Raw genomic sequence first — 24,241 nt, forward strand, 5'->3', positions numbered from 1 at the left:
CCGGGCTTCACGCTCCGTCACAAATCGGGACGTGCCCTCAGAAAAGGGCAACGAACATGATCCTGAGCACGCATCGCATATGTTTCGGCGATTTCTTCGCCAAGCAGGGCGTGTGCGCCCCGGGACGGGCACGGCCCGTCCCGCCAGGGGGGCGGGACGGGCCGGCGGGGTTCAGGCCGCTACGGGGTGGCCTTGTCGGGGCGCTCGGAGATGCGGATGACGTTGACGATGGGATCGCCGGTCCGCTCGGCGAACCGCACGTTGAGCTGGCCGTCGGTGACCTTCACCGTGTACTGCCGGGTGACGGCGGTGTAGGTGCCGGCCTCCAGGGCCAGGTCCAGGGCCGGGATGGCGAGCTGGCCCTCGACGATGACGTCGAAGACGCGCTTGCCCTCACGCATGGCCCGGGTCTCGGCGAAGCCCAGCTCGACGGTGTAGGTGCCGTTGGGCACCTGGTCGAAGCGGTATTCCAGCATCGACTCCCGGGCGCTCTTGAACAGTCCCTGCTCGGCGGTGCCCTGGATCGTCCTGCTGGTGGTGTTCGTCTTGTTGCTGCCCACGTAGCCGTGGCCGCCCTGGGTGTACTTGCGGTCGGCGCTCCAGCGGTCCCCGGCGGCGTCGACGACGTCCTTGGTCCCGCCCGCGTCGACGGCGACCTGGTGCTTGGGCACCACGACCGTCACGACGATCTCGATCTGCGGGTTGCGGCCGCTCGCCGAGCGCACCAGCAGCTTGCCGGTGCGGACGCCGCCCGGCTGGACGCCCTCGCTGGAGGCGGTGACCTTCAACGTCACCGACTTGCCCGGGCCGAGGTCGCCGGCGGCGGGCGTCACGGCCAGCCAGCCCTGGGCGGGGTCGGTCACGACGGTGTAGGCCGTGGCACCGCCCAGGTTGGACAGCTCGACCGTGCCGCTCCGGCTGGAGGCGGCCGGCATCACCAGGGTCAGCTCACCGGCCGAGGCCGTCACCCGGCCGGTGGCCAGGGCCGTGTCGACCCGGGTCCGGGCCGCGGCGGTGACGGTGACCTCCTGGGTGAAGGTCCCGTAGTTGTCCTTGGAGACCTCGACCCGGTAGTCGCCCACCAGGACCTGGCCGAGGAAGGCGCCGTTGGCGTCGGTGGTGAAGGTCGCCACGTCGCCCACCTTCACCGTCGCGCCCGCCAGCGGCTTGCCGTCGTTGGCGTCGGTGACGACACCGGTCAGCAGTCCGTGCCGGCTGGCGGTGAAGGTCAGGCTCTGGCCGTCGCTGAGCGCGGCGCTGTTGTGGGAGTACTGCAGCGCGTCGGTGCCGGCGGCGTTCTCGATGCCCACCGTGGCGCTGGTCCCGGAGGCGCGCTCGCTGCCGATGCCGCGGTAGCGGAACCCGATCGAGCCGTCCTCCCCGAGCAGCGCCGAGAACGAGATGCGCTGGTCGGCTTCGGAGTAGAACCGGGCGTTGCGCCATTCGACGACGAAGGTGCGGTCCGGCGCGGTCCCGAGGGTGGCGGTGTAGACGCCGGACTGGGCGTCCAGCACCAGGTCGTCCCAGTAGGGGTAGAGCGCCGCGTTGGGCGTGCCGGTGGAGGGCAGCGCTCCGTTGCTCGCCGCGGTGCTGCTGGCGGCGAAGTTCAGGAACCCGTTGCTGCTGATCCAGGCGCTGGTGTGGCCGCCGCCGTAGAAGGGGAAGGTGAACGGCAGCGTGATCTGCTGGGCCGCGTCGTCGCCGGTGAGCGTCTGCTTGTCGGTGCCCGCGACGTAGGCGTCGGCGGCGCCGGCGCAGGTGTGGCCGAAGGAGTCGGCGCGGCGCGGCAGGTCGACGTCCTTGGTCAGGTCGCCGTCCACCGTGATCGGCACGGTGAGGCCGCCGGCGCACCGGGAGACCGGGGTGACCTTCAGCTCGTAGCCGCCGGTCGGCAGCGTGAGCCGGTACCGTCCCGCGGCGTCGGTGACCGCGCTGACCGGGGTGCCCACCGCGACCACCGCGGCGCCCGCCTCGGGTGTGCCCGCCGCGGTGACCGTCCCCGACACCGTGCCCGAGGGCTGCGCCGTCAGCGCCACGTCCTTGGTGACCGTCTGGTCGGCCACGACGGTGACGGCCGCGGTGGCGTCGCCGTACCCGAACTTCTTGACGGTGATCTGGTAGTCGCCGGCCAGCAGGCGGGGCAGCGCGTACGTCCCGTCCTGCGCGGTGGTGACCGTACGGCTCAGCGGCCCGGCGACGGTGAGGGTCGCCGCGGCCACCGGCGAGCCGCCGGAGGTGACGGTGCCCCGCAGCGCGCCGAGCTCACCGACGGGAGCGGCCTGGACCGCGGCGAAGGTGTCGAGCCTGCCCTCGCCCCAGACGTTGTTGTCGGCGGCGGTGCCGCCGCAGCGCGTGTCGTCGACGTCGATCGCGGTCCGGTCGAGCAGTTCCCGCGTGGCGGCGATGTCACCCTGCAGGGCCGGAGAGGCGGACCACATGAGCGCCACGGTGGCCGCCACGTGCGGGCTGGCCATCGACGTGCCGGAGAAGGCGTCGTACCCGCCGGGCACGGACGAGCGCACGTTGACGCCGGGCGCCGCGAGGTTGGGCTTGATCTCGCCGTTCTCGCCGGAGCCCCGGGTCGAGAAGCTCGCGATGGCGTTGTTGACGTCGAAGGCGCCGGCGCTGTAGCTGGAGCCGTACTGCCCGGGCGAGCCGCTGGAGTTGCACCCCGCGCCCGTGACGTTGCCGTTGGAGAAGGCGGGGAAGATGCCCGCCGCGACCCACGCCTCGACGGTCTCCTTGTACCAGGCGTCGAAGCCGGCGCCGCCCCAGGAGTTGTTGACGATGTCCGGCGCCAGGTCGGGCCGCGGGTTGTTCCCGTTCAGGTCGGTGGGCGCGAGCACCCACTGCCCGGCGGCGAGCAACGAGGCGTCGGAGCAGCTGTTGGTCTCGCAGCCCTTGGCCGCGATCCACTTGGCGCCGGGGGCGACGCCGATGGTGTTGGCGCCGTCGGCGCCGCCCACCATGGTGCCCATGGTGTGGGTGCCGTGGTCGTTGTTGTCGCACGGCGCGGCGCTGGGACACACCCCCGCCGGGTCGAACCAGTTGTAGTCGTGCTCGACGCTGCCGTCGGCCTTCTTGCCGCGATACTGCGCGGCCAGCGCCGGGTGGTCGAACTGCACACCGGAGTCGATGTTGGCCACGACGATGCCCTCACCCCGGGTGCCGAGCTCGCTCCAGACCCTCGGGGCGTTGACGCGGTCGATGTTCCACTCGACCGCGTCGACCTTCGCCACCTCCTTGCCCGGCAGCGGCTCGGGCAGCTTGGTGACGCGGCTGGGCTCGATCTGCTCCACCTCGGGCAGCTTGGCGATCTCCGCGGCCAGCTTCGCGTCGCCGGTCACCCGGACGGCGTTGGCGATCCAGAACGGGGTGAAGTCGGCGTGCTGGGCGGTCAGGAGTTTGCGCAGGCCCGCCTGCGAGGACGCGGCGAGCTCGGTCTTGGCCCGGAAGACCTGCCTGGCCTTCTCGGACTTGGTCTTCGCGCTGCGGGCCGCGCTGAGGTCGGCGTCACTCTTCAGGCGCACCCAGAAGGTGGCCTTGTCGTCCGCGGCCAGCTCCGCCAGGACAGTCTTGTCGATCTTCTCAGGGTCGGGGGCGGCCTGGGCCACCCCCTGGGGGAGCACGAGCGCGAGGGCGGCGACGGCTCCGGTCAGGAGCGCTCGCCAGTGCCGGGAGGTGTTGGACACACATTCTCCTTCACGCCGGGCGGGAGTGTCCCGCCGGGGAGGGCGACGTGGGCCGCACATGATCTTTACAGCCCACCCGGAGAATCGTGAATCGATCATGTCAATTTTTCAAGAGCTTTGACTCGCTGATACCTGATATGTAATGAGAATTAGATATGTAACGGGATTTAGAAGCCATCTCAATTGGCTCGGTAGGCTGTGCCCGTGGCGGGGATCGTTGAGCGGCTGGTGCCGGATGAGCTGTGGGAGTTGTTCCAGCGGGTGGTACCGGAGGCTCCTTCGCGGCCTCAGGGTGGTGGCCGGCGTCGGCATGGCGATCGGGAGGTGCTGGCGGCGATCGTGTTCGTAGCCACCTCCGGGTGCGCCTGGCAGCAGTTGCCTGCCGCATCATTCGGGCCCTCCCGGGCCACGGCTCACCGCCGGTTCGCCGAGTGGTCGAAGGCCAGGGTGTGGGCCAAGCTGCACCGCCTGGTCCTCGACGAGCTCGGCTCTCGGGGCGAGCTGGACTGGTCGAGGTGCGCAATCGACTCGGTCAGCGTGCGAGCGATGAAAAGGGGGAGCTAACGGGTCCGAATCCTGTCGACCGGGGCAAGGACGGGTCGAAGATCCATCTGATCACTGAGCGGACCGGTCTGCCCATCTCCGTCGGGATCTCCGGCGCCAACCTCTACGACAGTCAGGCCCTGATCCCGCTGGTGAAGGGCATACCCCCGATCCGTTCACGCCGTAGCCGGCGCCGGCGCAAGCCCGGCAAGCTTCACGCCGACAAGGGCTACGACTACCGCCACCTGCGGCGATGGCTCTCCGGCCGAGGCATCCGCCACCGCATCGCCCGTAAAGGCATCGAGAGTTCCCAGCGACTCGGACGACACCGATGGACCATCGAGCGAACGATGTCCTGGCTCGCCGGCTGCCGACGACTCCACCGACGCTACGAACGCAAGGCCGAGCACTTCTTCGCCTTCACCAGCATCGCCTGCACCCTGATCTGCTACCGCAGACTCAACTCACCAAATGAGGTGACTTCTGCCGTAAGGGTTGTCTCGTAACTCCGACGGCCCTGGCTTCGACTGTGATCGGAAGGCTTGGTCAGGCGTCACTGGGACCGGGAGCCCAGCCGGTGTGCTGGGCCCAGGCGTCAGCGCGTCGGATGATGTCCCATACGAAGGCATCTTTTGCTTGGACGTAGCCGGGACGGTCGTTGCGGAATTTGGCTGCGCAGTGCTTCTTGGCTGCCGCGTACTCGTTCGCGGCAGCCGTGTGGCACCGGAGGTAGTCGCGAAACAGTAGTGGGAACTGCTGTGAGAAGCTGCCCAGTTGCCGCACGTGCACGTGGGTACGGCGCTGACCTGGAGATTCCCGGAAGTAGCGTTTGGTCCGTTCGGGATTGTCCGCCCGGTATACGAGCCCCATCTCTGTCAGCGGGCGCAGAAATGCATCCGTCGCTTCCAGCGATGCCACTGAGATCTGGATGTCAATCACCGGCTTGGCCGCCAATCCTGGCACCGAGGTGGACCCGATGTGGTCGATACGAGCCGCAGCATCACCGAGGGCGACACGTAGGCACGTGCCCCACTTGGCGAACATGGCTGGCCAAGCAGGGTCGTAAGGCATGATCTCGACTGGCTCTCCCATACTGAGAAGTGTTGCAGGGCTTGCCGCAACCGTGATGTGCGGCTGCCGCCGCCTGCACCGCCGCTACGAGCGCAAGGCCGAGCACTTCCCGGCCTTTGCTGGGATCGCAGCCGCTCTCATCTGCTATCACAGGCTGGCGGCCTGACGGGCAGCGCCCGGAAATGGGACGATCCACAGCGTGATCGGATGGATGCGCCACACCCCGCGCTGGGCGGTCATATCGGTCTGCGTGATCGCGGCCATGCTGCTCTTCGTCGGCGCTTCCGCGCATGTAGCCGACTTTCTCAGCCACGGTCTGCACCCCTACGCCTGGGCACCGAGCTGGCTCAACCTCTACTGGTCGTCGCTGGCGCTCTTCGACACGCTCGCCGCTGTGTTCCTGATCAGGGGCAAACGCCGAGGAGTCGACCTCGCCTGCGTCATCATGGCGACCGACCTCGCCGCCAACTGGTACGCGGTCTACGGCATCCAGCACAGCAGCTTCGCCGCTCAGCCTGGCGTTCAACGACTGACCGTCTTCGCCGCACTCGTCCTGGGAACGGCACCGTTTATCCGACGACACCTCACCAAATGAGATGACGTCTTAGCAGGATGGTCCGGGCCGCCGTACGGCCCGCTACCGGAGCGCCGCCGGGCCGTCACCCGCGTGCCGCCCCCGGACCGGCGCTGCGTCCATCCGCACGCGCTCCGGCGCCCGGCGCAGCGGCTCGGGCAGGGTGAGCGGTCCCCGGCCGGGCGTGACCGTGCCGAGCACCCGCGGCCCGGCGGCACCCGTGCAGCCGGGGACCGTCGCGGGCAGCCCGTGCGCCGTCATCCACCCGAGCAGCGAGAAGGCGATCGCCTCCTTCGCGTCGGAGGGGACGCCGAGCCCGTCGCTGGGCAGGATGCGGGCCTGCCCGGCCCGCGCGCGCAGCAGGTCCATCAGGGCCGGGTTCCGCGCCCCGCCGCCCGACACGATCACCGTGTCGAGCCGGTGCCGCCGGATCTCCGCGGCCACGGTCTCGGCGGTCAGCGCGGCCAGGGTCGCCAGCAGGTCGGGCAGGGCCAGCCCGTACGGCTCGGCGATCCGGGCCAGGTAGCCCGGGTGGAAGAGCTCCTTGCCGGTGCTCTTGGGCGGCAGCGCCCGGTAGTACGGCTCGGCCAGCAGCTCCTCCAGCAGCTCCGGGTGGACCCGTCCCGCCGCCGCCAGCCGGCCGTCCTCGTCGTAGGGCATGCCCGTGGCGGCCGAGACCGCCGCGTCCATCAGCGCCGACGCCGGGCCGGTGTCGTAGGCGATCCCGGCCTCCCGCACGGTCAGATTGGCGATTCCTCCGAGGTTGAGCGCGCCGCTGCGGCCCGGCAGGCCGGCCAGGAGCAGCAGGTCGAAGAAGGAGACCAGCGGCGCGCCCTGCCCGCCCGCGCTCACGTCCCGCACCCGGAGGTCGGAGACCACCGGCACGCCGGTCCGCTCGGCGATCCAGGCGGGCTGGCCGAGCTGCAGGGTGCCCCGCACCCGGCCGTCCTCCACCCAGTGGTACAGCGTCTGGCCGTGCGAGCAGACGAGGTCGACCGGACCGGCCGCCTCGGCCGCGTCGGCGAACGCCTGGCCGATCAGGGTGTCGAGACGGCATACCTCGGCCATGTCGACCGGGGCCGGCGGCAGCGCGGCGACGATCCGCGCCCGGAGTCCGGGGTCGTAGGGCCGCTCGCCGGTGCGCTCGACGGCTCCGGTGAGCACGCCGTCTCTCATCGACCAGTCCACGACCGCGCTGTCGATCCCGTCATGGGACGTCCCCGAGATCAGTCCGAGCACGCGCACGTCTTCTCCTTGCAGGAATTTTTCATACGAATATAGTCATGAGGAGATTATCTACACATGGAGTTCGCGTGACGACACTGGTCATCGGCGTTGACGGCGGCGGGACGAGCACCCGGTGCGTGGTGGCGACCGAGTCCGGCGAGGTGGTGGGACGGGGATACGGCAGGGGCGCCAACGCCCTGTCGGCCGCCGATCCCGGCGGAAGCCTGCGCACGGCGCTCAGCGCGGCGCTGGAGACCCTCGATCCGGGGCGGGTGGCAGGTGGCGTGTTCGGGCTGGCGGGCGCGGGCTCGGCGCGCGAGCAGGCCGAGGCCGTCGCCACGCGGGCATGGCACGCGGCCGGTCTGGCCGGGCGGCCCTCGGTGGTGCCCGACATGCTCGCGGCCTTCGCCGGGGCGACCGAGGAACCCTCCGGAGCGGTCCTGATCGCGGGCACCGGCGCGGTGGCCGCCCGGATCGAGGACCGGCGGCTCGTCCGGCGGGTCGACGGGCACGGCTGGCTGCTCGGCGACGAGGGGTCGGGGACGTGGATCGGGCGGCGGGCCGTACGGGCCGTGCTGGCCGCGCTCGACGGACGGGCCGCGCCTACCGCGCTGCACCGGGGGACCCTCGGCGGAGCGCCGGCCCACCAGATCGTGAGCATGGTCCACCGGGGGATCGCCGATGACGGTCCCGCCTGGCTGGCACGGCTGGCGCCGGAGGTGGAGTCGGCCGCGGCCGCGGGCGACGCGGTGGCCGTCGCGATCCTGGAGGAGGCCGCCCGCCGGCTCTCCGGCACCGTCCGCTCGCTGGGGCCCGGCCCGGGACCGCTGGTGCTGGCGGGCTCCCTGCTCACCGAGCCCACCCTGCTGGCGGCGGAGGTCCGCGCCAGGCTGGAGGGCGGCGTGGTGGTGCCGGCCCGCGACAGCGCCGCCGGCGCCGCCGCCCTGGCCCTGCACGGCGCCGGCGTCCACCCGGCGCCCGGCGCCCACCGGCGGCTGATCGCCCAGGAGCGCTGAGGGCCGGGCGCGTGCGGCCCCTGATCCTCGCCGAGGGGCCCCGCGCGCCCGGCCCTCCGGCCCCGCGGGGCCGGAGGCGACCACCCGTGTCGCCCGGCGACGGCCCCGGCACGGAGCCGTCCGCCCGCAGGAGACCGCCTCCACCGGGACAGGCCCCGGCCGCCCGGACGGGGCGGCCGGGGCCTGTCCCGGATGATGTCCGTGCCGGGGCCGGTCACCGGCTCACGGCACCCGGCGACGGCACGGGCGGGTCACCAGTGCACGCGGCGGCCCTGGCTCGGCCGGCTCTGCCGGTTGGCCCGGTCGACGGCCGTCACGTAGTAGCAGGCGTTCCTGGTTCCCGCCGGGTCCACCCAGCGCAGGTGCCGCTCGGCGGGGACGACCGCGACCAGGTTGCGGGCGTCGGCGAAGTCCTCGGGCCTGGCGTGCCCGTCGATCCGGAAGATCGCGTACTGGAACGGGACGTCCTTGCCCGTGGCGACGGCGCGCAGCTCGACGCCCCCGTCCACCCGGCGCGCCCAGGTGATCACGGGGCGGCGCGGGGCCTCGCCGTCGGCGAGCCGGGGCAGCAGCGGGCCGAGGGCGGGACGCGTGTAGTGGTCGTTTACGACGGTGGTGACCGAGCCGAGCCGGTCGTCACGCACGTCGCCTGAGTTGTACCAGATGTCGCCACCGACCTGCGGGTGGTTCCGGTTGAGGGTCAGGTGCCTGGTGAGCTCGTCGGGCTGGAACCACTGGGCCGGCTGCCCGGCAGCCCCCGCCTTGTAGGCCGCCTGGCCGATCCAGAGCTGCGTGGCGGTGCCCGCCGCCACGTCGGACCACCAGGGGACCAGCTTGGCGTAGTCGGCGTTCGACTGGCCGATGTACCAGTAGAGCTGCGGCGCGATGTAGTCCAGCCAGCCCTTCTTGACCCAGCCGCGAGTGTCGGCGTGCAGGTTGTCGTATGACTGGCTGCCGCCCGTGTCCGAGCCCAGGGGGTCGGTGGTCCTGTTGCGCCAGATGCCCGAGGGGCTGATGCCCCAGGCGATCTCCGGCTTGGCCTGCCGTACCCGCTGCTGCATTTCCTGCACGAGCAGGTCGACGTTGTTGCGCCGCCAGGCCGCGAGGTCGGGGAAGTCCTGACCGTACTTGGCGAAGGCCGCGCTGTCGTCGAAGGCGGGGGTGTTGACCGGGTAGAAGTAGTCGTCGAAGTGGAGGCCGTCGATGTCGTACCTGGTCACCGCGTCCATCATGGCGTCCTGCACGAACGCGCGGACCTCGGGCATGCCCGGGTTGTAGTAGAGCTTGCCGCCGTAGGGGACGATCCAGTCGGGGTGCTTGCTGCCCGGGTGGTCCGGGTGGAGCTTGGCGGGGTCGGGCTGCATCGACACGCGGTAGGGGTTGAACCACGCGTGGAAGGCCAGGCCCCGCCGGTGCGTCTCCTCGACCAGGAACGCCAGCGGGTCGTAGCCGGGGTCCTGGCCCTGGGTGCCGGTCAGATACTGCGACCAGGGCTCGAACGGCGAGGGCCAGAAGGCGTCGGCGGTCGGCCGGATCTGCACGAACACCGCGTTCAGCTTGCGGGCCTGCGCCAGGTCCAGCCAGGCGAGATACTCGGCCTTCTGCTGGTCGACGGTCAGGCCCGTCTTCGACGGCCAGTTGATGTTGACCACCGAGGCGATCCACATGCCGCGCATCTGGCGCAGCGGCGGCGCATACTCGGCGGAGGAGGAGGCGAAGGCGGGGAGCGGAACGGCGGTCGCCGCGGCGGCGAGGGCGAGGCCGCGTAGGACGGTGCGTCGGGTGGGTGAGTTCATACGGACTCCAAGGGGGGTGTTGCGCCCCTGGCCGTCCCTGACCGCTCCGGCCGCGCGGCCGCGGGGCAGCGCAGCCGGAGGCCGTTGAACGGACGCGGAGCCGGTCAGGAGGGTCACGGGGTCTCGACGGCGAGAATGGCAGAAAGTTACTTTCAAAGCAATGATGATGAAAGAAAGTGTCATTGATGTGTAACCTGCCCCGAGACGTCTCCGGCGAGAAGGTGCCCTCATGCCTCACCACAGCCCCACCCTGGCCCGGCTGGCCATGACCGTGCTCCAGCCCGGCTTCGACGGCACCGCGCCGCCCGACTGGCTGCGCCGGGCGCTCGGCGAGGGCCTCGGCGGTGCCGTGCTGTTCGCCCGCAACCTCACCGATCCGGCGCAGACCGCCGGACTCGTCGCCGGGCTGCGCCGGGAGAATCCGGCCGTGGTGGTCGCGGTGGACGAGGAGGGCGGGGCGGTCACCCGGCTGGAGGCCAGGACTGGCAGTTCCTGGCCGGGCAACCTGGCCCTCGGGGTGGCCGACGACGCCGGACGGACCGAACGGGTCGCCCGCGAGATCGGCCGCCTCCTCGCCGCGGCCGACATCACCCTCGACTACGCCCCCGTGGTGGACGTCAACGCCAACCCCGCCAACCCGGTGATCGGCATCCGCTCCTTCGGCCCGGACCCCGAGCTGGTGGCCCGGCACTCCGTCGCCTGGATCACGGGCCTGCAGAGTGCCGGGGTGGCCGCCTGCGCCAAGCACTTCCCCGGCCACGGCGACACCGTCACCGACTCCCACCACGCGCTGCCGACCGTGCACGCCTCCCTCGAACTCCTCCGGGAGCGCGACCTGCCGCCGTTCCACGCGGCCGTGAAGGCCGGCGTGCGGGCCGTGATGTGCGGCCACCTGCTGGTGCCCGCGCTCGATCCCGGCAACCCCGCCACCCTGAGCAGGCGCGTCCTGACCGGCCTGCTCCGCGAGGAGATGGGCTTCGACGGGCTGCTGGTGACCGACGCGATCGAGATGGGCGCCGTCGCCGCCCTGCACCCGCCGGGTGAGATCGCGGTCCGCGCGCTGGCCGCGGGGGTGGACGCGATCTGCGTCGGGGTGTCCTCCCCGGGCGGGGAGAGCGTCTACGCGCTGCGGGATGCGATCGTGGAGGCCGTGCACGACGGGAGGCTGCCCGAGGAGCGCCTGGCCGAGGCGGCGGCGCGGGTGCTGGCCCTGGCCGGCTGGCACGCCGGGCAGGCCGCCGCGCGGGCGCGCGGCGCGGACGGAGCCGGAGACGCCGGAAGGGCGCATGGGACGGACGGAGCCGGAGACGCGGGGGCCCTCGACGCGGGAGTCCCGCGTGGGGCGGCGGGCGTCTCCGACCCGGGAGGGGCGCGGGACCCACGGGCCGAGGGCGAAGAGCTCGGCATGCTGGCGGCCCGCGCCGCCATGCGCGTGGTCACCGCCGCGGGCGCCCCGCCCGCCCGGCCCGTCCTCTCCCGGCCGCCGCTGGTCCTCGACATCGCCCCGCGCCTGAACCTGGCGATCGACCCCGCCACCCCCACCGGCCTCGTCGGCGCCCTCACCGAGCTGCTGCCGGGCACCGGCGGGCACACCGTCGCCGGCGAGACGGCCGAGCTGCCCGACCTGTCCGACGACGGACGCCCGCTCGTCCTGGTGGTGCACGACGCCCCCCGCCACGCGTGGGTCAGGGACCTGCTGGCGCGGGCCGTACGGCGGCGCCCCGACGCGATCGTGATCGAGACCGGACTGCCCGGCGAGCCCATCGGCGCGGTCTATGTGGCAACCCACGGCATTTCCCGGGTTTCGGCCCGTGCCGCAGCCCTATGGCTGACCGGCGGCCAATAGGCTTGATCCCGACAGAAGAGGTGCCCGAATGAACGACCAAGACGGCCCCACCCCCGTGAACCTGGTGGCCACGGTGAGAGCGGTCCTGCCCTCCCTCACCCCCGCGGCTCAGGCGATCGCCCGGCTCATCCTGGACGATCCGGGGATGGTCGCGCGCAGCACGATCACCGAGTTCAGCGCGGTCTCCGGAACGAGCGAGGCCACGATCGTCCGCACCGCCCGAGCCCTCGGTTTCGCCGGCTACTCCCAGCTCCGCTTCGCCCTGGCCGCCGCGGTGGCCCGGGAGGAGCCGGAGCGGCTCGTCCCCGGTGACCTGGGGCCCGACGACCCGCTCACCGACGTGATCGCGAAGGTCACCCGGGCCGAGTCCGAGGCGCTGGCCGACACCGCGGCGCAGCTCAACCCCGACCGGCTGGGCGCGGTGGTGGAGGCCATGACCGCCGCCCGACGGGTGGACGTCTACGGGGTCGGCGCCTCCGGCCTCGTGGCGGCCGACATGGCGCAGAAACTGATGCGGATCGGCCGCTCCAGCCATGCCTTCACCGACGCGCACCTCGCGCTGACCAGCGCGGCGCTGCTCGGGGAGGGCGACGTCACGGTGGGGGTGAGCTGCACCGGCGAGACCCCCGACGTGATCGCGCCCATGCAGGTCGCGCACAAGGCGGGCGCGACCACGGTGGCGATCACCAACAACCCGCGCTCCTCGCTGGCCGAGCTCGCCGACCACGTCCTGGTCTCGGCCGGCCGGGAGACGGCGTTCCGCCCCGGCGCGCTGGCCAGCCGGATCAGCCAGCTCCTGATCGTGGACTGCATCTTCGTCGGCATCGCCCAGCGCACGTTCGAGACCTCGGACGCGGCGCTGCGAGCCACCAGGGGCGCGCTCGACGAGTTCATGGCCGACACCCGCCGCCGGAGCAGGTGACGCCGGCCCCGCCGCGCCAGGCGGGGCACGGGCGTCAGGCCAGCCGCAGCGCCTGCGCGGCGACGGCGTGCCGCAGGTCGCGGATGCCGGCGCGGCCCCGGAGCGGGTGGACGTTGTTGGTCAACAGGACGGCCGTCAGGGCCCGGCCGGGATCCACGACGAAGGCGGTGCCGGTGAAGCCGGAGTGTCCGTAGGCGGAGGTCAGCGGGCCGACGACGGCGGGGTCGCCGATCCGCAGGCCCAGCCCCTGGCCGAACGCCGCCCCCCTGACGCCCTGGTCGCGGGTCATCTCCGCGACCGTGTCCGGGCGCAGGATCGGGGCCCCTCCGGTGCGCAGCGCCTCGGCGAACCGCAGCACGTCGTCGGCCGTGGAGAAGATTCCGGCGTGCCCGGCGACCCCGCCCAGGCCGTGGGCGGTCTCGTCGTGGACCTCGCCCCGCACACATCCGGAGCCGGCCCGCTCGGGCTTGTCCTCGGTCGCGGCGATGCGGTGACGCAGCGACGGCGCGGGCCGGTATCCGGTGTCGTCCAGGCCGAGCGGGCCGGTGACGCGGGCGCGGAGCAGCTCGTCGAGGGGTGCGCCCCCGGCGAGCTCGGCGATCCGGCCCGCCATGATCATGCCGACGTCGGAGTAGAGGTGGAGCTCACCGGCCGGGTGCGGCGGCGGTGTCGAGAGGATGCGCTCCAGGCGGGCGGCGAGGACCTCGGGCCCGTCTCCGGGGAGCTCCTCGTGGGCCCGGCGGCCGGGCGGCAGGCCCGCGGTGTGGGTGAGCAGGTGCCGGACGGTGGCCCCGGCGGGCCCGGCGGGCAGCCAGGCCGGGACGGGCCCGTCCAGGTCGAGCCGGCCCTCCTCGGCCAGCGACAGGATGACGGCCGTCGTGAAGACCTTGGTGAGCGACGCGAGATCGAAGATCGAGTCTCGCCGTACGGCCGGGCGGTCGGCCAGGAGGCCCCCCGAGGCACCCGCGTACCGTACGAGCTCCCCCTGTGCCGCGGCGGCGGCCGTGGCCCCGTCCACGGCGATCACGGCGACCGCCGCCGAGCAGACGTCCGGCACCGCCGCCGCCAGGATCGCGGCCAGCGCCGCCGAGCCGCCGGGCGCGGCCACCCTCCCGGGTCCCCCGCCCGCCCCACCGGCCTGACCGCCGGACCCGACACCCAGCCCCGGCCCACCGGCTCCGGCCGGGCCGCCGGACGTCCCCGGCCCGGCAGGCACCCCGGCGGGGCCGCCGGACGTCCCGGTGGCCCCGCCGGGGCCCTCAGGCACCCTGCGCCTCTCCGGCGGCGAGCGCCGACTCCAGACGGTCGCCGTGGGCCCGCAGCAGGAGCTGGGCGTCGTCCGGGTCGAGGCCGCGCTCGATCATCAGCACCGCGACCTTGACGTGCCATCCGGCCGCCTCCAGGGCGGGCCGGGCGACCGACAGGTCCGCGCCGGTGATGTCGCGGACCATCCGGGTGGCCCGGTCGGCGAGCTTGGAGTTCATCGCCGACACCTCGATCATGGTGTTGCCGTAGGTCCGGCCCAGCCGGACCATCGCGATCGTGGAGATCATGTTGAGGACCAGCTTCTGCGCGGTCCCGGCCTTGAGCCTGGTGGAGCCGGTCACCACCTCCGGGCCGACGATCACCTCGATCGGGTGCAGCGCCGCCGCGGAGAGCGGGGCTCCGGCGTTGCACGACAGTCCCACGGTGAGGGCGCCGCGGCGGCCGGCCTCCGCGAGCGCGCCGAGCACGTACGGCGCCCGGCCGCTGGCGGAGACGCCGACCACCGAGTCGAGCGCGCCCACCTGCCGGTCGGCGATCGCCGCGGCTCCCGCGTCACCGTCGTCCTCGGCGCCCTCGACGGACCGGGTCAGCGCGGGCTCGCCGCCCGCGATGATGCCCTGCACCAGCTCCGGGTCGGTGCCGAAGGTCGGCGGGCACTCGGAGGCGTCCAGCACGGCCAACCGGCCCGACGTCCCCGCGCCCACGTAGAACAGCCGCCCCCCGTCCCGCATCCGGGCGGCGATCGCGTCGATCGCGGCCGAGATCGCCGGGATCTCCACGGCCACCGCCGCGGGCACGGTGACGTCGGCCGCGTTCATCAGCCGGGCGACCTGCTCGGTCGAGAGCCGATCGATGTCGCTGTAGCGCGGATCACTCTGCTCCGTTGACAGGCTTGCGAGTGGATCAATCATGTCGCCCCATGTCGCTAATTTTCATCTCCTACTTCTATTATGCAAATTTTCTTCGGACAATGGAGCCATGTCTTACGTACGCACCGGAATCGAGCGGCTCGCCGCCGATCCCGGCCTCCTCCACGGCGACCGGATCGGCCTGATCACCAACCCGACCGGCGTCCTGCCGGACCTGACGCCCGGCGCCACGGCGCTGCGGACGGCGGGAGTGCCGCTGACGGCGCTGTTCAGCCCCGAGCACGGGATACGGGGCACGGCGCAGGCCGGCTTCGGCGGGCAGGAGAGTCTCGACCCCACGACCGGGCTGCCGGTCTTCGACACCTACGACAAGGACGGCGGCCCGCTGGACGACCTCGTGGCGTCCTCCGGGGTCGACACGCTCGTCTTCGACATCTCCGACGTCGGCACGCGTTTCTACACCTACGTCTGGACGATGTACGACCTCATCGCGTCGGCCGCACGGCTCGGCCTGCGCTTCGCCGTGCTCGACCGGCCCAACCCCATCGGCGGGACCGTCGCGGAGGGCCCGCTGCTCGACCCCGCCTACGCCGGTCCCGTGGGCCGGGCGGCCGTCCCGGTACGGCACGGCCTCACCGCGGGCGAGCTCGCCGTCCACGTCAACCGTTCGATCGGCGCGGACCTGCGGGTGATCACCATGGAGGGCTGGCGGCGCGACACCCCCTTCGAGGCCACCGGCCTGCCGTGGGTGATGCCCTCGGTGAACATGCCGACCAGGGAGACCGCGCTGGTCTATCCGGGCACCGGCCTGTTCGAGGGCACGAACCTGTCGGAGGGGCGCGGCACCACCAGGCCGTTCGAACTGGTCGGCGCCCCCTACCTGGACGGCAGGTTCGCCGCCGGACTCAACGGCCTGGGCCTGCCGGGCGTGCGCTTCCGCGACACCTGGTTCACCCCGACCTTCCACAAGCACGCGGGCCTGGCCGTACGGGGGGTCCAGCTCCACGTGCACGACCAGGGGGCGTTCCGGCCCGTGCTGACCGGCCTGTCGATGCTGCACCTGGCGCGGTCGCTCCATCCGGAGGACTTCGCCTGGCACAGTGAGGACGGCAGGTCGTACTTCATGGACCAGCTCTGGGGCTCGGATTCGCTGCGGCACACCATGGACGCGGGCAAGGACCCGGCGGACCTGTGCCCGCCCCCCGTCTCCCCAGAGACCTGGCTGGACGGCGGGCCGCTGCTCTACCCCTGACATCAGAGCGTCACCGCAGGTCGCGGCGGTAGAGCCAGAAGACCCGCTCGGCGTGCGCGCCGACCGCCCGGGAGTAGAAGCCCAGCGGCCCCACCCAGGAGATCTGCGCGCTCGCCAGGCCCGCCTCCCGCTGCTCGGCGAGACAGCGGCGCAGCAGCACCCGGCCGACGCCGAGCCCCCGCGCGGCCGGGGCGGTGCCCATCGGGCCGAACCAGGCGGGCCGGGCCCCCCAGGCGGCGAAACCGAGGATCTGCCCGTCCCGGGAGGCGTAGTGGCAGCCGCTCGCCTGCGCGGCCTCCCACGCCCAGTTGTCGTTCCAGTGCTCCCGGATGAAGCCGAGCACGGCGGCGCGCTCGCCGGGACCGGCCGCGTGCACGGTGACGCCCTTGTCGGCCAGCCGCAGGAGGTCGGCCTCGGTGGACAGGTCGACCGACAGGTCCGCGGTCATGTTCCAGGCGACGTTGTAGCGCTCGTAGCCCAGGCTCTCGGCCAGGCAGGCCGCGGCGGTGTAACGCACGTCGATGCCCGGCCAGGCGTAGCAGGGCGGGTTGCCGGCGAAACGGGCCTCGGTGACCCCCTCGGCCCGCAGCCACTCCTCGGCCGCGGCGACCAGCGCCCGCCCGCGCCCCTCGCCCCGGGCGCCGGGGCGCACGGCCAGCAGGTCGATGTGCCCGGCGGAGCCGTCCCGCGCCGACACCGAGGCGAACAGCACGGCGTCGAGGTCGTCGGTCACCAGCGCCGTCCAGCGGCGCTCCGGGGGCGGGTCGGAGAGCCGGGCCACCAGCCGTGGCGCCTCGGCGGCGTCGAGGACGAGCGCGGCCCCGGCGACCTCGCCGATCGCCGCGGCGTCGGCGGCGGTGGCTCCGCGGATTGCCCGCACGGCCCTCACCCGAGCCCGATGGGTGTGGCGACGACGCTGCGGCGCTCGGGGTGGAAGCAGGCGTGCTCCTGCGGGAAGCCCTCTCCCCGACCGAGCAGCGGCTGCTCGGACTCGCAGCGCTCGGTGCGGAACGGGCAGCGCCGGGCGAACAGGCAGCCCGCGTCGTGGTGGCTCTCGTTCAGCGCCTCGGTCGGCACCACCGGCTGCTCGCCCGGCCGCTCCAGGCCGTGCAGCACCGGGATGGCCGACAGCAGCGACTGCGTGTAGGGGTGGACGGGGTCGGAGATGATGGTGTCCACGTTGCCGCGTTCGACGACCTGGCCCCGGTAGATGACGTAGAGCTCGCCGTCGTCGCCGATGTAGCGCGCGGTCGCCACGTCGTGGGTGATGAACAGCACGCTCACCCCGAGCCGTTCGCGCAGGTCCTTCAGCAGCGCCAGGATGCCCAGCCGCAGCGACACGTCGATCATCGAGACGGCCTCGTCGGCGACGAGCATCTCGGGGTCCACGGTGAGCGCGCGGGCGATCACGACGCGCTGGCGCATCCCGCCGGAGAGCTGGTGGGGGTAGCGCGGCAGCACATAGGCCGGGTCGAGCCCGACCAGCGCCAGCAGTTCCTCGGCCCGTCCGTCCACCCACGAGCTCGGACGGCCGGTCTGCCGGGCCCGCAGGGCCAGGGGGGCGTTCAGCGTCTGGTGGATCGTGCGGGTCGGGTTGAGCGCCGAGTAGGGGTCCTGGTGGATGAGCTGGATCCGGCGGAAGTACGGCTGCCGCCGGCGCGGCTTGAGCGACGACATGGAGACGCCGTCGATGGTGATCTCGCCGGAGTCGTGGCTCTCCAGGCCGGCGATGATCCGGCCCAGCGTCGTCTTGCCGCAGCCGGACTCGCCGATGAACGAGACCGCCCCGCCCTTCTCGATGGCGAAGTCGACGCCGCGCAGCGCCTTGACCTCCCGGCCGGCGAGCACGCTCCCCCGCTGTTTGAAGGTCTTCGTAATGTTCTGCCCCGTGATCACGGTTGCTCCCCCCGTCCTTCATGTACCCCGGTGGCGCGCTGCGCTCCCACGACCTCCGGCACTTCCACCGGTGCCGGGGCGGCCGGCCGGTCCCCGGCTGCCGCCCCGGCACCGGCCTCGACCGCGTGGCAGGCCACGATCGACGTCCCGGAGACGACGACCGGCGGCCGTTCCGTCTCGCAGACGTCCATGCGCAGGACGCACCGTTCCCTGAACACGCATCCCTGCGCTGGGATGGTGCCCAGCGTCGGCGGGCGGCCCGGCAGGGCCCGGGCCTCGTCGATGTCGCCCAGCAGGCGCGGGATGGCCCGCAGCAGGCCCTGGGTGTAGGGGTGGCGGGGCGCGCTCAGCACCTCCATGGTCGGGCCCTGCTCCACCACCTGCCCGCCGTACATGACGGCAAGCCGGTCGGCGACCTCGGCCACCACGCCGAGGTCGTGGGTGATGACCAGCGTGGTGAGCCCGCGCTCCTGGTGGACCTCGCGGACGATCCGCAGGATCGTCGCCTGGGTGATCATGTCGAGCGCGGTCGTCGGCTCGTCGAGCACGACGAGATGGGCGTTGAGCACCAGCGCGAGCATGATGCCGACCCGCTGGCGCATCCCGCCGGACAGCTCGTGCTGGTGGGAGTCGAGGACCCGCGCCCCGTCCATGCCCATCCGGCCGAGCAGGTCCTTGGCGTCCCTGACGAGCCCGCGCAGGTCCGCCACGTCGTGCGAACGGCCCAGGTCGAGCAGCTGCTTGCCGACCGTCTTGAGGGGGTTGAGGGAGTTCTGCGCGGCCTGGAAGACGTATCCGATGTGCCGTCCCCTCGCCTTGCGCAGCTCCTCGCCCCTCAGCTTCACCACGTCGCCGAGGCCGTCGATCTCCACGCTGCCGGCGCTGATCCTGCCGGGCGACTGGACGGCGTTGAGCAGTGACAGCGCCAGGGTGGACTTTCCGGAGCCGGACTCGCCGACCACCCCGGTGATCGTGCCGGACACGAGTTCCAGGTCGATCCCGGAGATCGCGGGAAGCTCGCCGGCCGGTGTCCGGTAGACGACGGACAGGCCGCTGACGCGCACTCCCGGCGCCTTCTTCTCAGGGGTCACAGACACCCGTTACTCCTCACGCAGCCGGGGGTTGAAGATCTCGTCCATGGCGTCGACGACGAGCACGATGCCCAGGGTGAGCAGCAGGATCGCCAGCAGCGGCGCCATCAGGTACGGCAGCGCGGCGGGCGAGGACATCGCGCCGCCCCCGAACACGGCGAGGTTGAGCATCACGCCCCAGTTGTTGGCCTCGAACGGCAGCACGCCCAGGAAGAACAGGCCCACCTGCGCGTAGACGGCGCCGGTGACGGCGATGAGCATGTTCATCGCGACGAATGGGGCCATGCTGGGCAGCAGTTCCCTGCCGATGATGTGCGTCGTGGACAGGCCGAGCCCCCTGGCCGCCTCGATGAAGCCGCGCTCGCGCAGGGACAGGGTCTGCGAGCGCACGGCCCGGGCCACGCCGCCCCAGCCGAGCAGGCCGAGCACCAGGCCCATCTCCAAGGCGCTGGTGAACTTCCAGATGGTCGACAGCACCAGCAGCAGCGGCAGGCCGGGGATGGTCAGCTTCATGTCGGTGATCCGCATGAGCACGGTGTCCCAGCGCCCGCGGCGGAACCCGGCGAACAGCCCGATCGCGGCGCCGACCACCACCGTGATGACGGCGGTGACCAGGGCGGTCAGCAGGACGTACCGCGATCCGGTGACCAGCAGCGCGAGCACGTCGGTGCCCTCGAAGTCGGTGCCGAAGGGGTGCTCCCAGCTCGGCGGCGCGTACAGGGCGGCGGTGTCGCGGGGCAGCGGGTCGGGATAGAACATCGGCCCGAAGACGCCCATGAACGCGAACCCCAGCACGATGACCATGCCGACCATGCGGCTGGGCTTGCGCTTCAGCACGCGCCAGACGCCGCGCCAGAAGTTGCGCCGCAGGGCCGCGCGGCCGCCGCCCGCGGCGATGACCGGTGCCGTCATCGGGCCCCCTCCCCACTCCGCACCCGCGGGTCGATCACGCTGTAGAACAGGTCCGCCACGATGTTGGCGACGACGATCGCCACGGTGATCAGCAGGAACGCCCCGCCCATCAGGGCGTAGTCACGGTTGTTGATGCCGTCGATGAGCATCAGCCCCAGGCCGGGGTAGTTGAAGATCCGCTCGATGAAGATCGCGCCGCCGAACAGCATGCCCAGCGAGAGGGCCAGGATGGTGAACAGCGGCAGGATCGCGTTGCGCGCCACGTAGCGGAAGACGATGCCGCGTTTGATGCCGCGCAGCTCGGCGGCGAGGATGAAGTCGTCGCCGAGGACGGTGACCACGCTCGACTTCATCGCCAGGATCCAGCCTCCGTAGGAGGCGAGCGCGTAGGTGAGGACCGGCAGCGTGGCGTACTCGATGAGCGAGCCGATGTATCCGGCGTTGAAGCCCGGCTCGAACATGATGTCGGCCGTGCCGCTCGTGGGCAGGATCGGGATCAGCGTCGTGAAGACGGCGCCCAGCAGCAGGGCGAGCACGTACTGGGGGACGCCGTGCAGGAGCGACCCGGAGATCGCCAGGACGTCGCCGAGTCTGCCCGAGCGCCTGATGGCGGCGTAGACCCCCATGACGACGCCGATCAGGAAGCTCAGCAGCGTGCCCGCCAGCACCGGGAGAACGGTCCATTTGGCGGCCGAGAACAGCACGGTCGACACGCCCACGCCCGGCACCATCAGCGACTGGCCCAGGTCCAGGCGGAGCAGGCCGGACATGTAGTCGACGTACTGCTGCCACAGGTCGCCGGTCGGGGCGAAGCCGTAGAGGACCTCGACGGCCCGCTGCGCCGCGGCGGGGGACATGCCCTGCTCGACCAGCTTCTCGTACCGGGCGGCCATGGGGTCGCCGGGGACGCTTCTGATGACGAAGAAGCTGACCGTGGTGACGACCAGGACCATGACGAGCCCGCGGGCCAGGTGACCCGCGAGCCTTCGTGCGAACATCGTCATGTGTTACTGCTTCTTCTTGACCATGCCGAGCTGGATCCACACGCCGGAGGGCTGGCGGAGCAGGTCGCTGTCGTTCTCGGGGAAGCCGGTGAAGCGGTTGGTGTTGACGAACTGGGTGTTGACGTAGTCCCAGAGCTGGACCACCGGCAGGTCCTGGTTGGCCGCCTTGGCGAGCTGGCCGATGATCTTCTTCTGCTCGTCGCCGGAGGCGGAGTTCAGCTGGGCGGTGAGCTCACCGGGGTTGATCTTGGCCCCGTCGACCTCGATGGTCTCCGGGCCACCCATCCAGTTGCCGTTCTTGCCGGGCTCGGCGTGCTTGAGCTTGCCGCCGAGGATGGACCAGCCGTTGGAGACGCCGTAGAGGCGCTGGTAGATGTTGTACGGCGCGGGGCCGAGCGCGATCAGCCAGAACCCGACGTCATACTTGCCCTCGGCGAGCTCCTTGAGGTAGAGCGGGTAGTCGGCGGTGGTCACGACCTCGGCGTCGATCCCGGCCGCGGTGAGCTGGCTGGTGACCGCCTTGGCGCCGGAGATCCAGTCGGAGAACGGCGCCGGGACGTTGACGGTGAACTTCCACGGCGTGCCGTCGGGCAGCGTCCACTTGCCGCCCTCCTTCTTCAGGCCCGCCTCCTTGAACTCCTCCTCGGCCTTGGCCGCGTCGAGCTTGTACGGCTCCAGCGCGGCGAGGTCGGCGCCGAGCCACTCCGCGGCGGGCTTCTGGTGGATGCCGGTGGTGGTGACCGCCGGGGTTCCGCCCTCCGGCGAGGCGATCTTGGTGATCTCCTCCCGGTTGATCAGGTAGGCCAGGCCGCGCCGCACGTGCACGTTGTCGTAGGGCTTCTTGGACTGGTTGAAGGCCATGCCCAGCGACACCGGCGAGTAGCCCTTGACCACCCCGTTGCCCTGGGTCGTGGTGATGCGCTTCATCACGTCGGCGGGCACGGCGGTGAACGGCGCGTTGTCGAGCTTGCCGGCGATGAGGTAGTTCCAGATCTGCTCGTTGCCGGTGTAGTTGAGCAGCTTGACCTGGTCGGGCCCGACGTTCGCGGCGTTGTAGAAGTTCTTGTTCTTGACCAGCAGCGCCTCGCTCGGGTTCATCCGCTCCAGCGTGAACGGGCCGGCGGAGACGTCCTTGGGCGGGGCGAAGGCGAGGACCTTCTCCGACAGCGCGGTGATCTCCTCGCGGGCCTTCTCGGCCTCGGCCCCCTCGCCGCGGGCGGTCTTCAGCTTGTCCCAGAAGTCGGCGGGCAGCACGCTGCCCCAGACGTGCTGGGGCACGATGTAGCTGTCCATGACGCCGCGCACGAACGTGACGCTGGGGTTGTCCATGTCCTGGGTGATCTTGACGGTCTTGTCGTCGACCACCTCGACCTCGGAGGCGGCGCCGGCCGCGCCCGGGTCGATCGCGAAGGCGGTGCTGCCCTGCGTGTAGGCCAGGGCGATGGAGAACTTCACGTCCTCGGCGGTGACCGGCTTGCCGTCGGACCACTTGTTGCCCGGGTGCAGGTGCAGCGTGATCGAGGAGTTGTCCGGCGCGATCTCCCAGCTCGCCGCGATGCCCGGGTAGAACTGGTTCGGGTCGGTCAGGTGGTTCTTCGACCAGGCGATCCGCATGGCGTTGTACCCGATGAAGGCGTTGCCCTTGGGGTTCCATGGGTTGATCGGGCCGTTGACGTCGAGGCCGGGCTTGAGGCCGTCGATCGTGGTGTAGAGACCACCGCCGCTGCCGCTACCGCCCGCCGCGGGCTTGTCTCCGGTACTGCCGCTGCACGCCGTGACGGCGGCGAGGCCGAGCAATGCCGCTACAGCTGCCAGTCGCTTCATGAACCGCTCCGTGTGGATCTTTCGAGGCCGGGAACCCGGGGTTGTCCGGACCCTACGGTCGGCCGACGAGTTGCGTCAATAATCTCCACACGTTGTGAGGATCCTGTAACTTTCCTTCATCGTTCACCTACCGGCCATCCGTACCGCCTCCACGCCGATCCGCCCGACCGCCCGGGTATCGCGGGCGGAAAAAGCGATCTTGGGCGAATGGACAAACAACCGCGCCACCCTTAGGGAAACCGGACGAATTCCCCCACCCCCGACCTGTCATACCGTCACGGTAATCACGCATCGGAGGGCTGGCACGTGTCCGTTGAGCTCCACCACCGCGCCGTCGTCGCGGACACCCACAACGACCTGCTGATGGCGGTCACCGCGCGGCCGCCCCAACGCTGGGCGTCGTTCTTCCGCGAGCGCTGGCTGCCCCAGCTCCACGAGGGCGGGGTGAACGTGCAGGTGCTGCCGGTCTTCATCGACGACGAGTACCGGCCGGAGGGGGCGCTCCGGCAGACCCTGCGCATGATCGAGTGCGCGCACACCCTGGCCGAGGGCAACCCCGACACGGTACGGCTCTGCACCGACGGCGCCCAGATCGACCAGGCCCTCGGCGAGGGCAGGATCGCCCTGGTGCTGGCGCTGGAGAGCGCTCCCGGCCTGGACGCCAGCGTCGAGCTGCTGCCCACCCTGCACCGGCTGGGCGTGCGGGTCGCCTCGATCGCGCACTGGGGCCGCACCGCCCTGGCCGACGGCAGCGGCGAGGACGCCACCGGCAGCAGGCTCACCGCGGCGGGGGTGGAGGCGGTCCGGGAGATGGAACGCCTCGGCATGATCTTCGACATCTCGCACCTGAGCGCCTCCGGGGTGGGGCACGTGCTGGAGCTGGCCACCCGGCCGGTGATGGCGACCCACTCCTCGGCCCGCGCCCTGCGCGACCACCACCGCAACCTCACCGACGACCAGATCCGCGCCGTCGCCGCGACCGGCGGCGTGGTGTGCGTCAACTTCGTGGCGGCCTTCCTCGCCGACGACCCGGCCGACTACACCGTGGACCGCCTGGTGGACCACATCGAACACGTCGTGGGCGTCGGCGGGATCGACCACGTCGGGCTCGGCCCCGACTTCGTCCGCGAGGTCATGAACGACCTCACCCCGCCCTGCTGCGAGGACCTGGGGTACGGCGAGATCGACCCCCTGGCCGTCCTGCCGGGACTCGACGGGCCGCGCGGCCTGCCGCTGGTCACCGAGGCGCTGCTCGGGCGGGGCGTCCCGGAGGACGACATCGTCAAGATCCTCGGCGGCAACGTCCTGCGGCTGTTCCGCGCCGAGCTGGGGAGGCCGGCGTGAACCTCGACCTGATGCTTGGGGACCTGGCGGAGCTCGTCGTCTGCGAGTCCTTCTCCGCCGACCACGCGGCGGTGGCCCGCAGCGCCCGGGTGGTCG

19 protein-coding genes and 1 pseudogene are annotated in these 24,241 nt (G+C 71.9%); 8 read left to right on the plus strand and 12 right to left on the minus strand.

The genetic code is table 11. From position 1 onward, the window contains the following. Positions 1-179: 179 nt before the first annotated feature. Positions 180-3,692 carry a S8 family serine peptidase gene (locus ACZ6R6_RS35790; RefSeq protein WP_470100976.1) on the minus strand — a complete coding sequence of 1,171 codons (3,513 nt, stop codon included), beginning with the start codon at positions 3,690-3,692 and terminating at the stop codon, positions 180-182. A 213-nt stretch (positions 3,693-3,905) separates the two neighbouring features. Between ACZ6R6_RS35790 and ACZ6R6_RS35795 the strand changes: the two genes are divergently transcribed. Continuing rightward, positions 3,906-4,741, plus strand: a protein-coding gene (locus ACZ6R6_RS35795; protein ID WP_470101010.1) for an IS5 family transposase whose coding sequence is annotated in 2 segments (ribosomal slippage) — positions 3,906-4,241 and positions 4,244-4,741 — 834 coding nt in all. Because the reading frame shifts where the segments join, the coding sequence is not laid out codon by codon here. 40 nt (positions 4,742-4,781) lie between these two features. On the opposite strand, the gene ACZ6R6_RS35800 is transcribed toward ACZ6R6_RS35795, so the two are convergent. Continuing rightward, positions 4,782-5,327 (minus strand): GrpB family protein, encoded by a 546-nt coding sequence (locus tag ACZ6R6_RS35800; RefSeq protein WP_470100978.1) that lies wholly within the window; start codon positions 5,325-5,327, stop codon positions 4,782-4,784. A gap of 34 nt (positions 5,328-5,361) precedes the next feature. Between ACZ6R6_RS35800 and ACZ6R6_RS35805 the strand changes: the two are divergent. After that, positions 5,362-5,472: pseudogene (locus ACZ6R6_RS35805) on the plus strand (IS5/IS1182 family transposase); the annotation flags it as partial. A 33-nt stretch (positions 5,473-5,505) separates the two neighbouring features. Beyond that, entirely contained in the window at positions 5,506-5,901 is a 396-nt protein-coding gene (locus ACZ6R6_RS35810; protein ID WP_470100980.1) for a hypothetical protein, read from the plus strand. Positions 5,902-5,943: 42 nt separating this feature from the next. On the opposite strand, the gene ACZ6R6_RS35815 is transcribed toward ACZ6R6_RS35810, so the two are convergent. Next, the gene (locus tag ACZ6R6_RS35815) at positions 5,944-7,125 is read right to left on the minus strand and encodes an anhydro-N-acetylmuramic acid kinase (RefSeq protein WP_470100982.1); all 1,182 of its coding nucleotides are present in this window, start codon (positions 7,123-7,125) and stop codon (positions 5,944-5,946) included. Positions 7,126-7,193: 68 nt separating this feature from the next. Between ACZ6R6_RS35815 and ACZ6R6_RS35820 the strand changes: the two genes are divergently transcribed. After that, positions 7,194-8,123 (plus strand): N-acetylglucosamine kinase, encoded by a 930-nt coding sequence (locus tag ACZ6R6_RS35820; RefSeq protein ID WP_470100984.1) that lies wholly within the window; start codon positions 7,194-7,196, stop codon positions 8,121-8,123. 251 nt (positions 8,124-8,374) lie between these two features. Here the strand turns inward: ACZ6R6_RS35820 and ACZ6R6_RS35825 are convergent, their stop codons facing one another. Then, entirely contained in the window at positions 8,375-9,919 is a 1,545-nt protein-coding gene (locus tag ACZ6R6_RS35825) for a glycoside hydrolase family 10-like protein (RefSeq protein ID WP_470100986.1), read from the minus strand. A 229-nt stretch (positions 9,920-10,148) separates the two neighbouring features. Here ACZ6R6_RS35825 and ACZ6R6_RS35830 point away from each other — a divergent pair, with 229 nt between their 5' ends. Together ACZ6R6_RS35830 and ACZ6R6_RS35835 are read left to right on the plus strand one after the other, a co-directional pair. Then, positions 10,149-11,765 (plus strand): glycoside hydrolase family 3 protein, encoded by a 1,617-nt coding sequence (locus ACZ6R6_RS35830; protein WP_470100988.1) that lies wholly within the window; start codon positions 10,149-10,151, stop codon positions 11,763-11,765. A 28-nt stretch (positions 11,766-11,793) separates the two neighbouring features. Then, positions 11,794-12,687 carry a MurR/RpiR family transcriptional regulator gene (locus tag ACZ6R6_RS35835; RefSeq protein ID WP_470100990.1) on the plus strand — a complete coding sequence of 298 codons (894 nt, stop codon included), beginning with the start codon at positions 11,794-11,796 and terminating at the stop codon, positions 12,685-12,687. Between the two features lie 34 nt (positions 12,688-12,721). On the opposite strand, the gene ACZ6R6_RS35840 is transcribed toward ACZ6R6_RS35835, so the two are convergent. Both ACZ6R6_RS35840 and murQ read right to left on the minus strand, forming a co-directional pair. Continuing rightward, positions 12,722-13,795: a serine hydrolase domain-containing protein gene (locus ACZ6R6_RS35840; protein WP_470100992.1), complete on the minus strand. Its 1,074-nt coding sequence runs from the start codon at positions 13,793-13,795 to the stop codon at positions 12,722-12,724. Between the two features lie 151 nt (positions 13,796-13,946). Continuing rightward, positions 13,947-14,864, minus strand: a complete 918-nt coding sequence (gene murQ, locus ACZ6R6_RS35845) for an N-acetylmuramic acid 6-phosphate etherase (RefSeq protein ID WP_470100994.1) — start codon at positions 14,862-14,864, stop codon at positions 13,947-13,949. A gap of 67 nt (positions 14,865-14,931) precedes the next feature. Here murQ and ACZ6R6_RS35850 point away from each other — a divergent pair, with 67 nt between their 5' ends. Continuing rightward, the gene (locus ACZ6R6_RS35850; protein WP_470100996.1) at positions 14,932-16,074 is read left to right on the plus strand and encodes an exo-beta-N-acetylmuramidase NamZ family protein; all 1,143 of its coding nucleotides are present in this window, start codon (positions 14,932-14,934) and stop codon (positions 16,072-16,074) included. Positions 16,075-16,084: 10 nt separating this feature from the next. Here ACZ6R6_RS35850 and ACZ6R6_RS35855 read toward each other — a convergent pair whose 3' ends face one another. From ACZ6R6_RS35855 to ACZ6R6_RS35880, 6 genes are read right to left on the minus strand one after another with little or no spacing between them, the layout of a single operon-like run. Beyond that, on the minus strand, positions 16,085-16,954 hold the full coding sequence (locus tag ACZ6R6_RS35855; RefSeq protein WP_470100998.1) for a GNAT family N-acetyltransferase: 870 nt from the start codon (positions 16,952-16,954) through the stop codon (positions 16,085-16,087). Between the two features lie 5 nt (positions 16,955-16,959). Next, entirely contained in the window at positions 16,960-17,970 is a 1,011-nt protein-coding gene (locus tag ACZ6R6_RS35860; protein WP_470101000.1) for an ABC transporter ATP-binding protein, read from the minus strand. Further along, entirely contained in the window at positions 17,967-19,067 is a 1,101-nt protein-coding gene (locus ACZ6R6_RS35865) for an ABC transporter ATP-binding protein (protein ID WP_470101002.1), read from the minus strand. The genes ACZ6R6_RS35860 and ACZ6R6_RS35865 overlap by 4 nt, the downstream gene beginning before the upstream one ends. A 3-nt stretch (positions 19,068-19,070) precedes the next feature. After that, positions 19,071-19,973, minus strand: coding sequence for an ABC transporter permease (locus ACZ6R6_RS35870; protein WP_306869603.1), 903 nt, complete (start codon positions 19,971-19,973; stop codon positions 19,071-19,073). Next, a complete protein-coding gene (locus ACZ6R6_RS35875; protein WP_470101004.1) occupies positions 19,970-20,971 on the minus strand; it encodes an ABC transporter permease in 1,002 nt (333 codons plus the stop codon). Before ACZ6R6_RS35875 ends, ACZ6R6_RS35870 begins: the two co-directional genes overlap by 4 nt. Before the next feature lie 9 nt (positions 20,972-20,980). Further along, positions 20,981-22,801: an ABC transporter substrate-binding protein gene (locus tag ACZ6R6_RS35880; protein ID WP_470101006.1), complete on the minus strand. Its 1,821-nt coding sequence runs from the start codon at positions 22,799-22,801 to the stop codon at positions 20,981-20,983. Between the two features lie 306 nt (positions 22,802-23,107). Between ACZ6R6_RS35880 and ACZ6R6_RS35885 the strand changes: the two genes are divergently transcribed. Beyond that, positions 23,108-24,145: a dipeptidase gene (locus ACZ6R6_RS35885; protein WP_470101008.1), complete on the plus strand. Its 1,038-nt coding sequence runs from the start codon at positions 23,108-23,110 to the stop codon at positions 24,143-24,145. The last annotated feature ends 96 nt before the right edge of the window (positions 24,146-24,241 follow it).

It is taken from the genome of Streptosporangium sp. NPDC048886 (assembly GCF_055586905.1).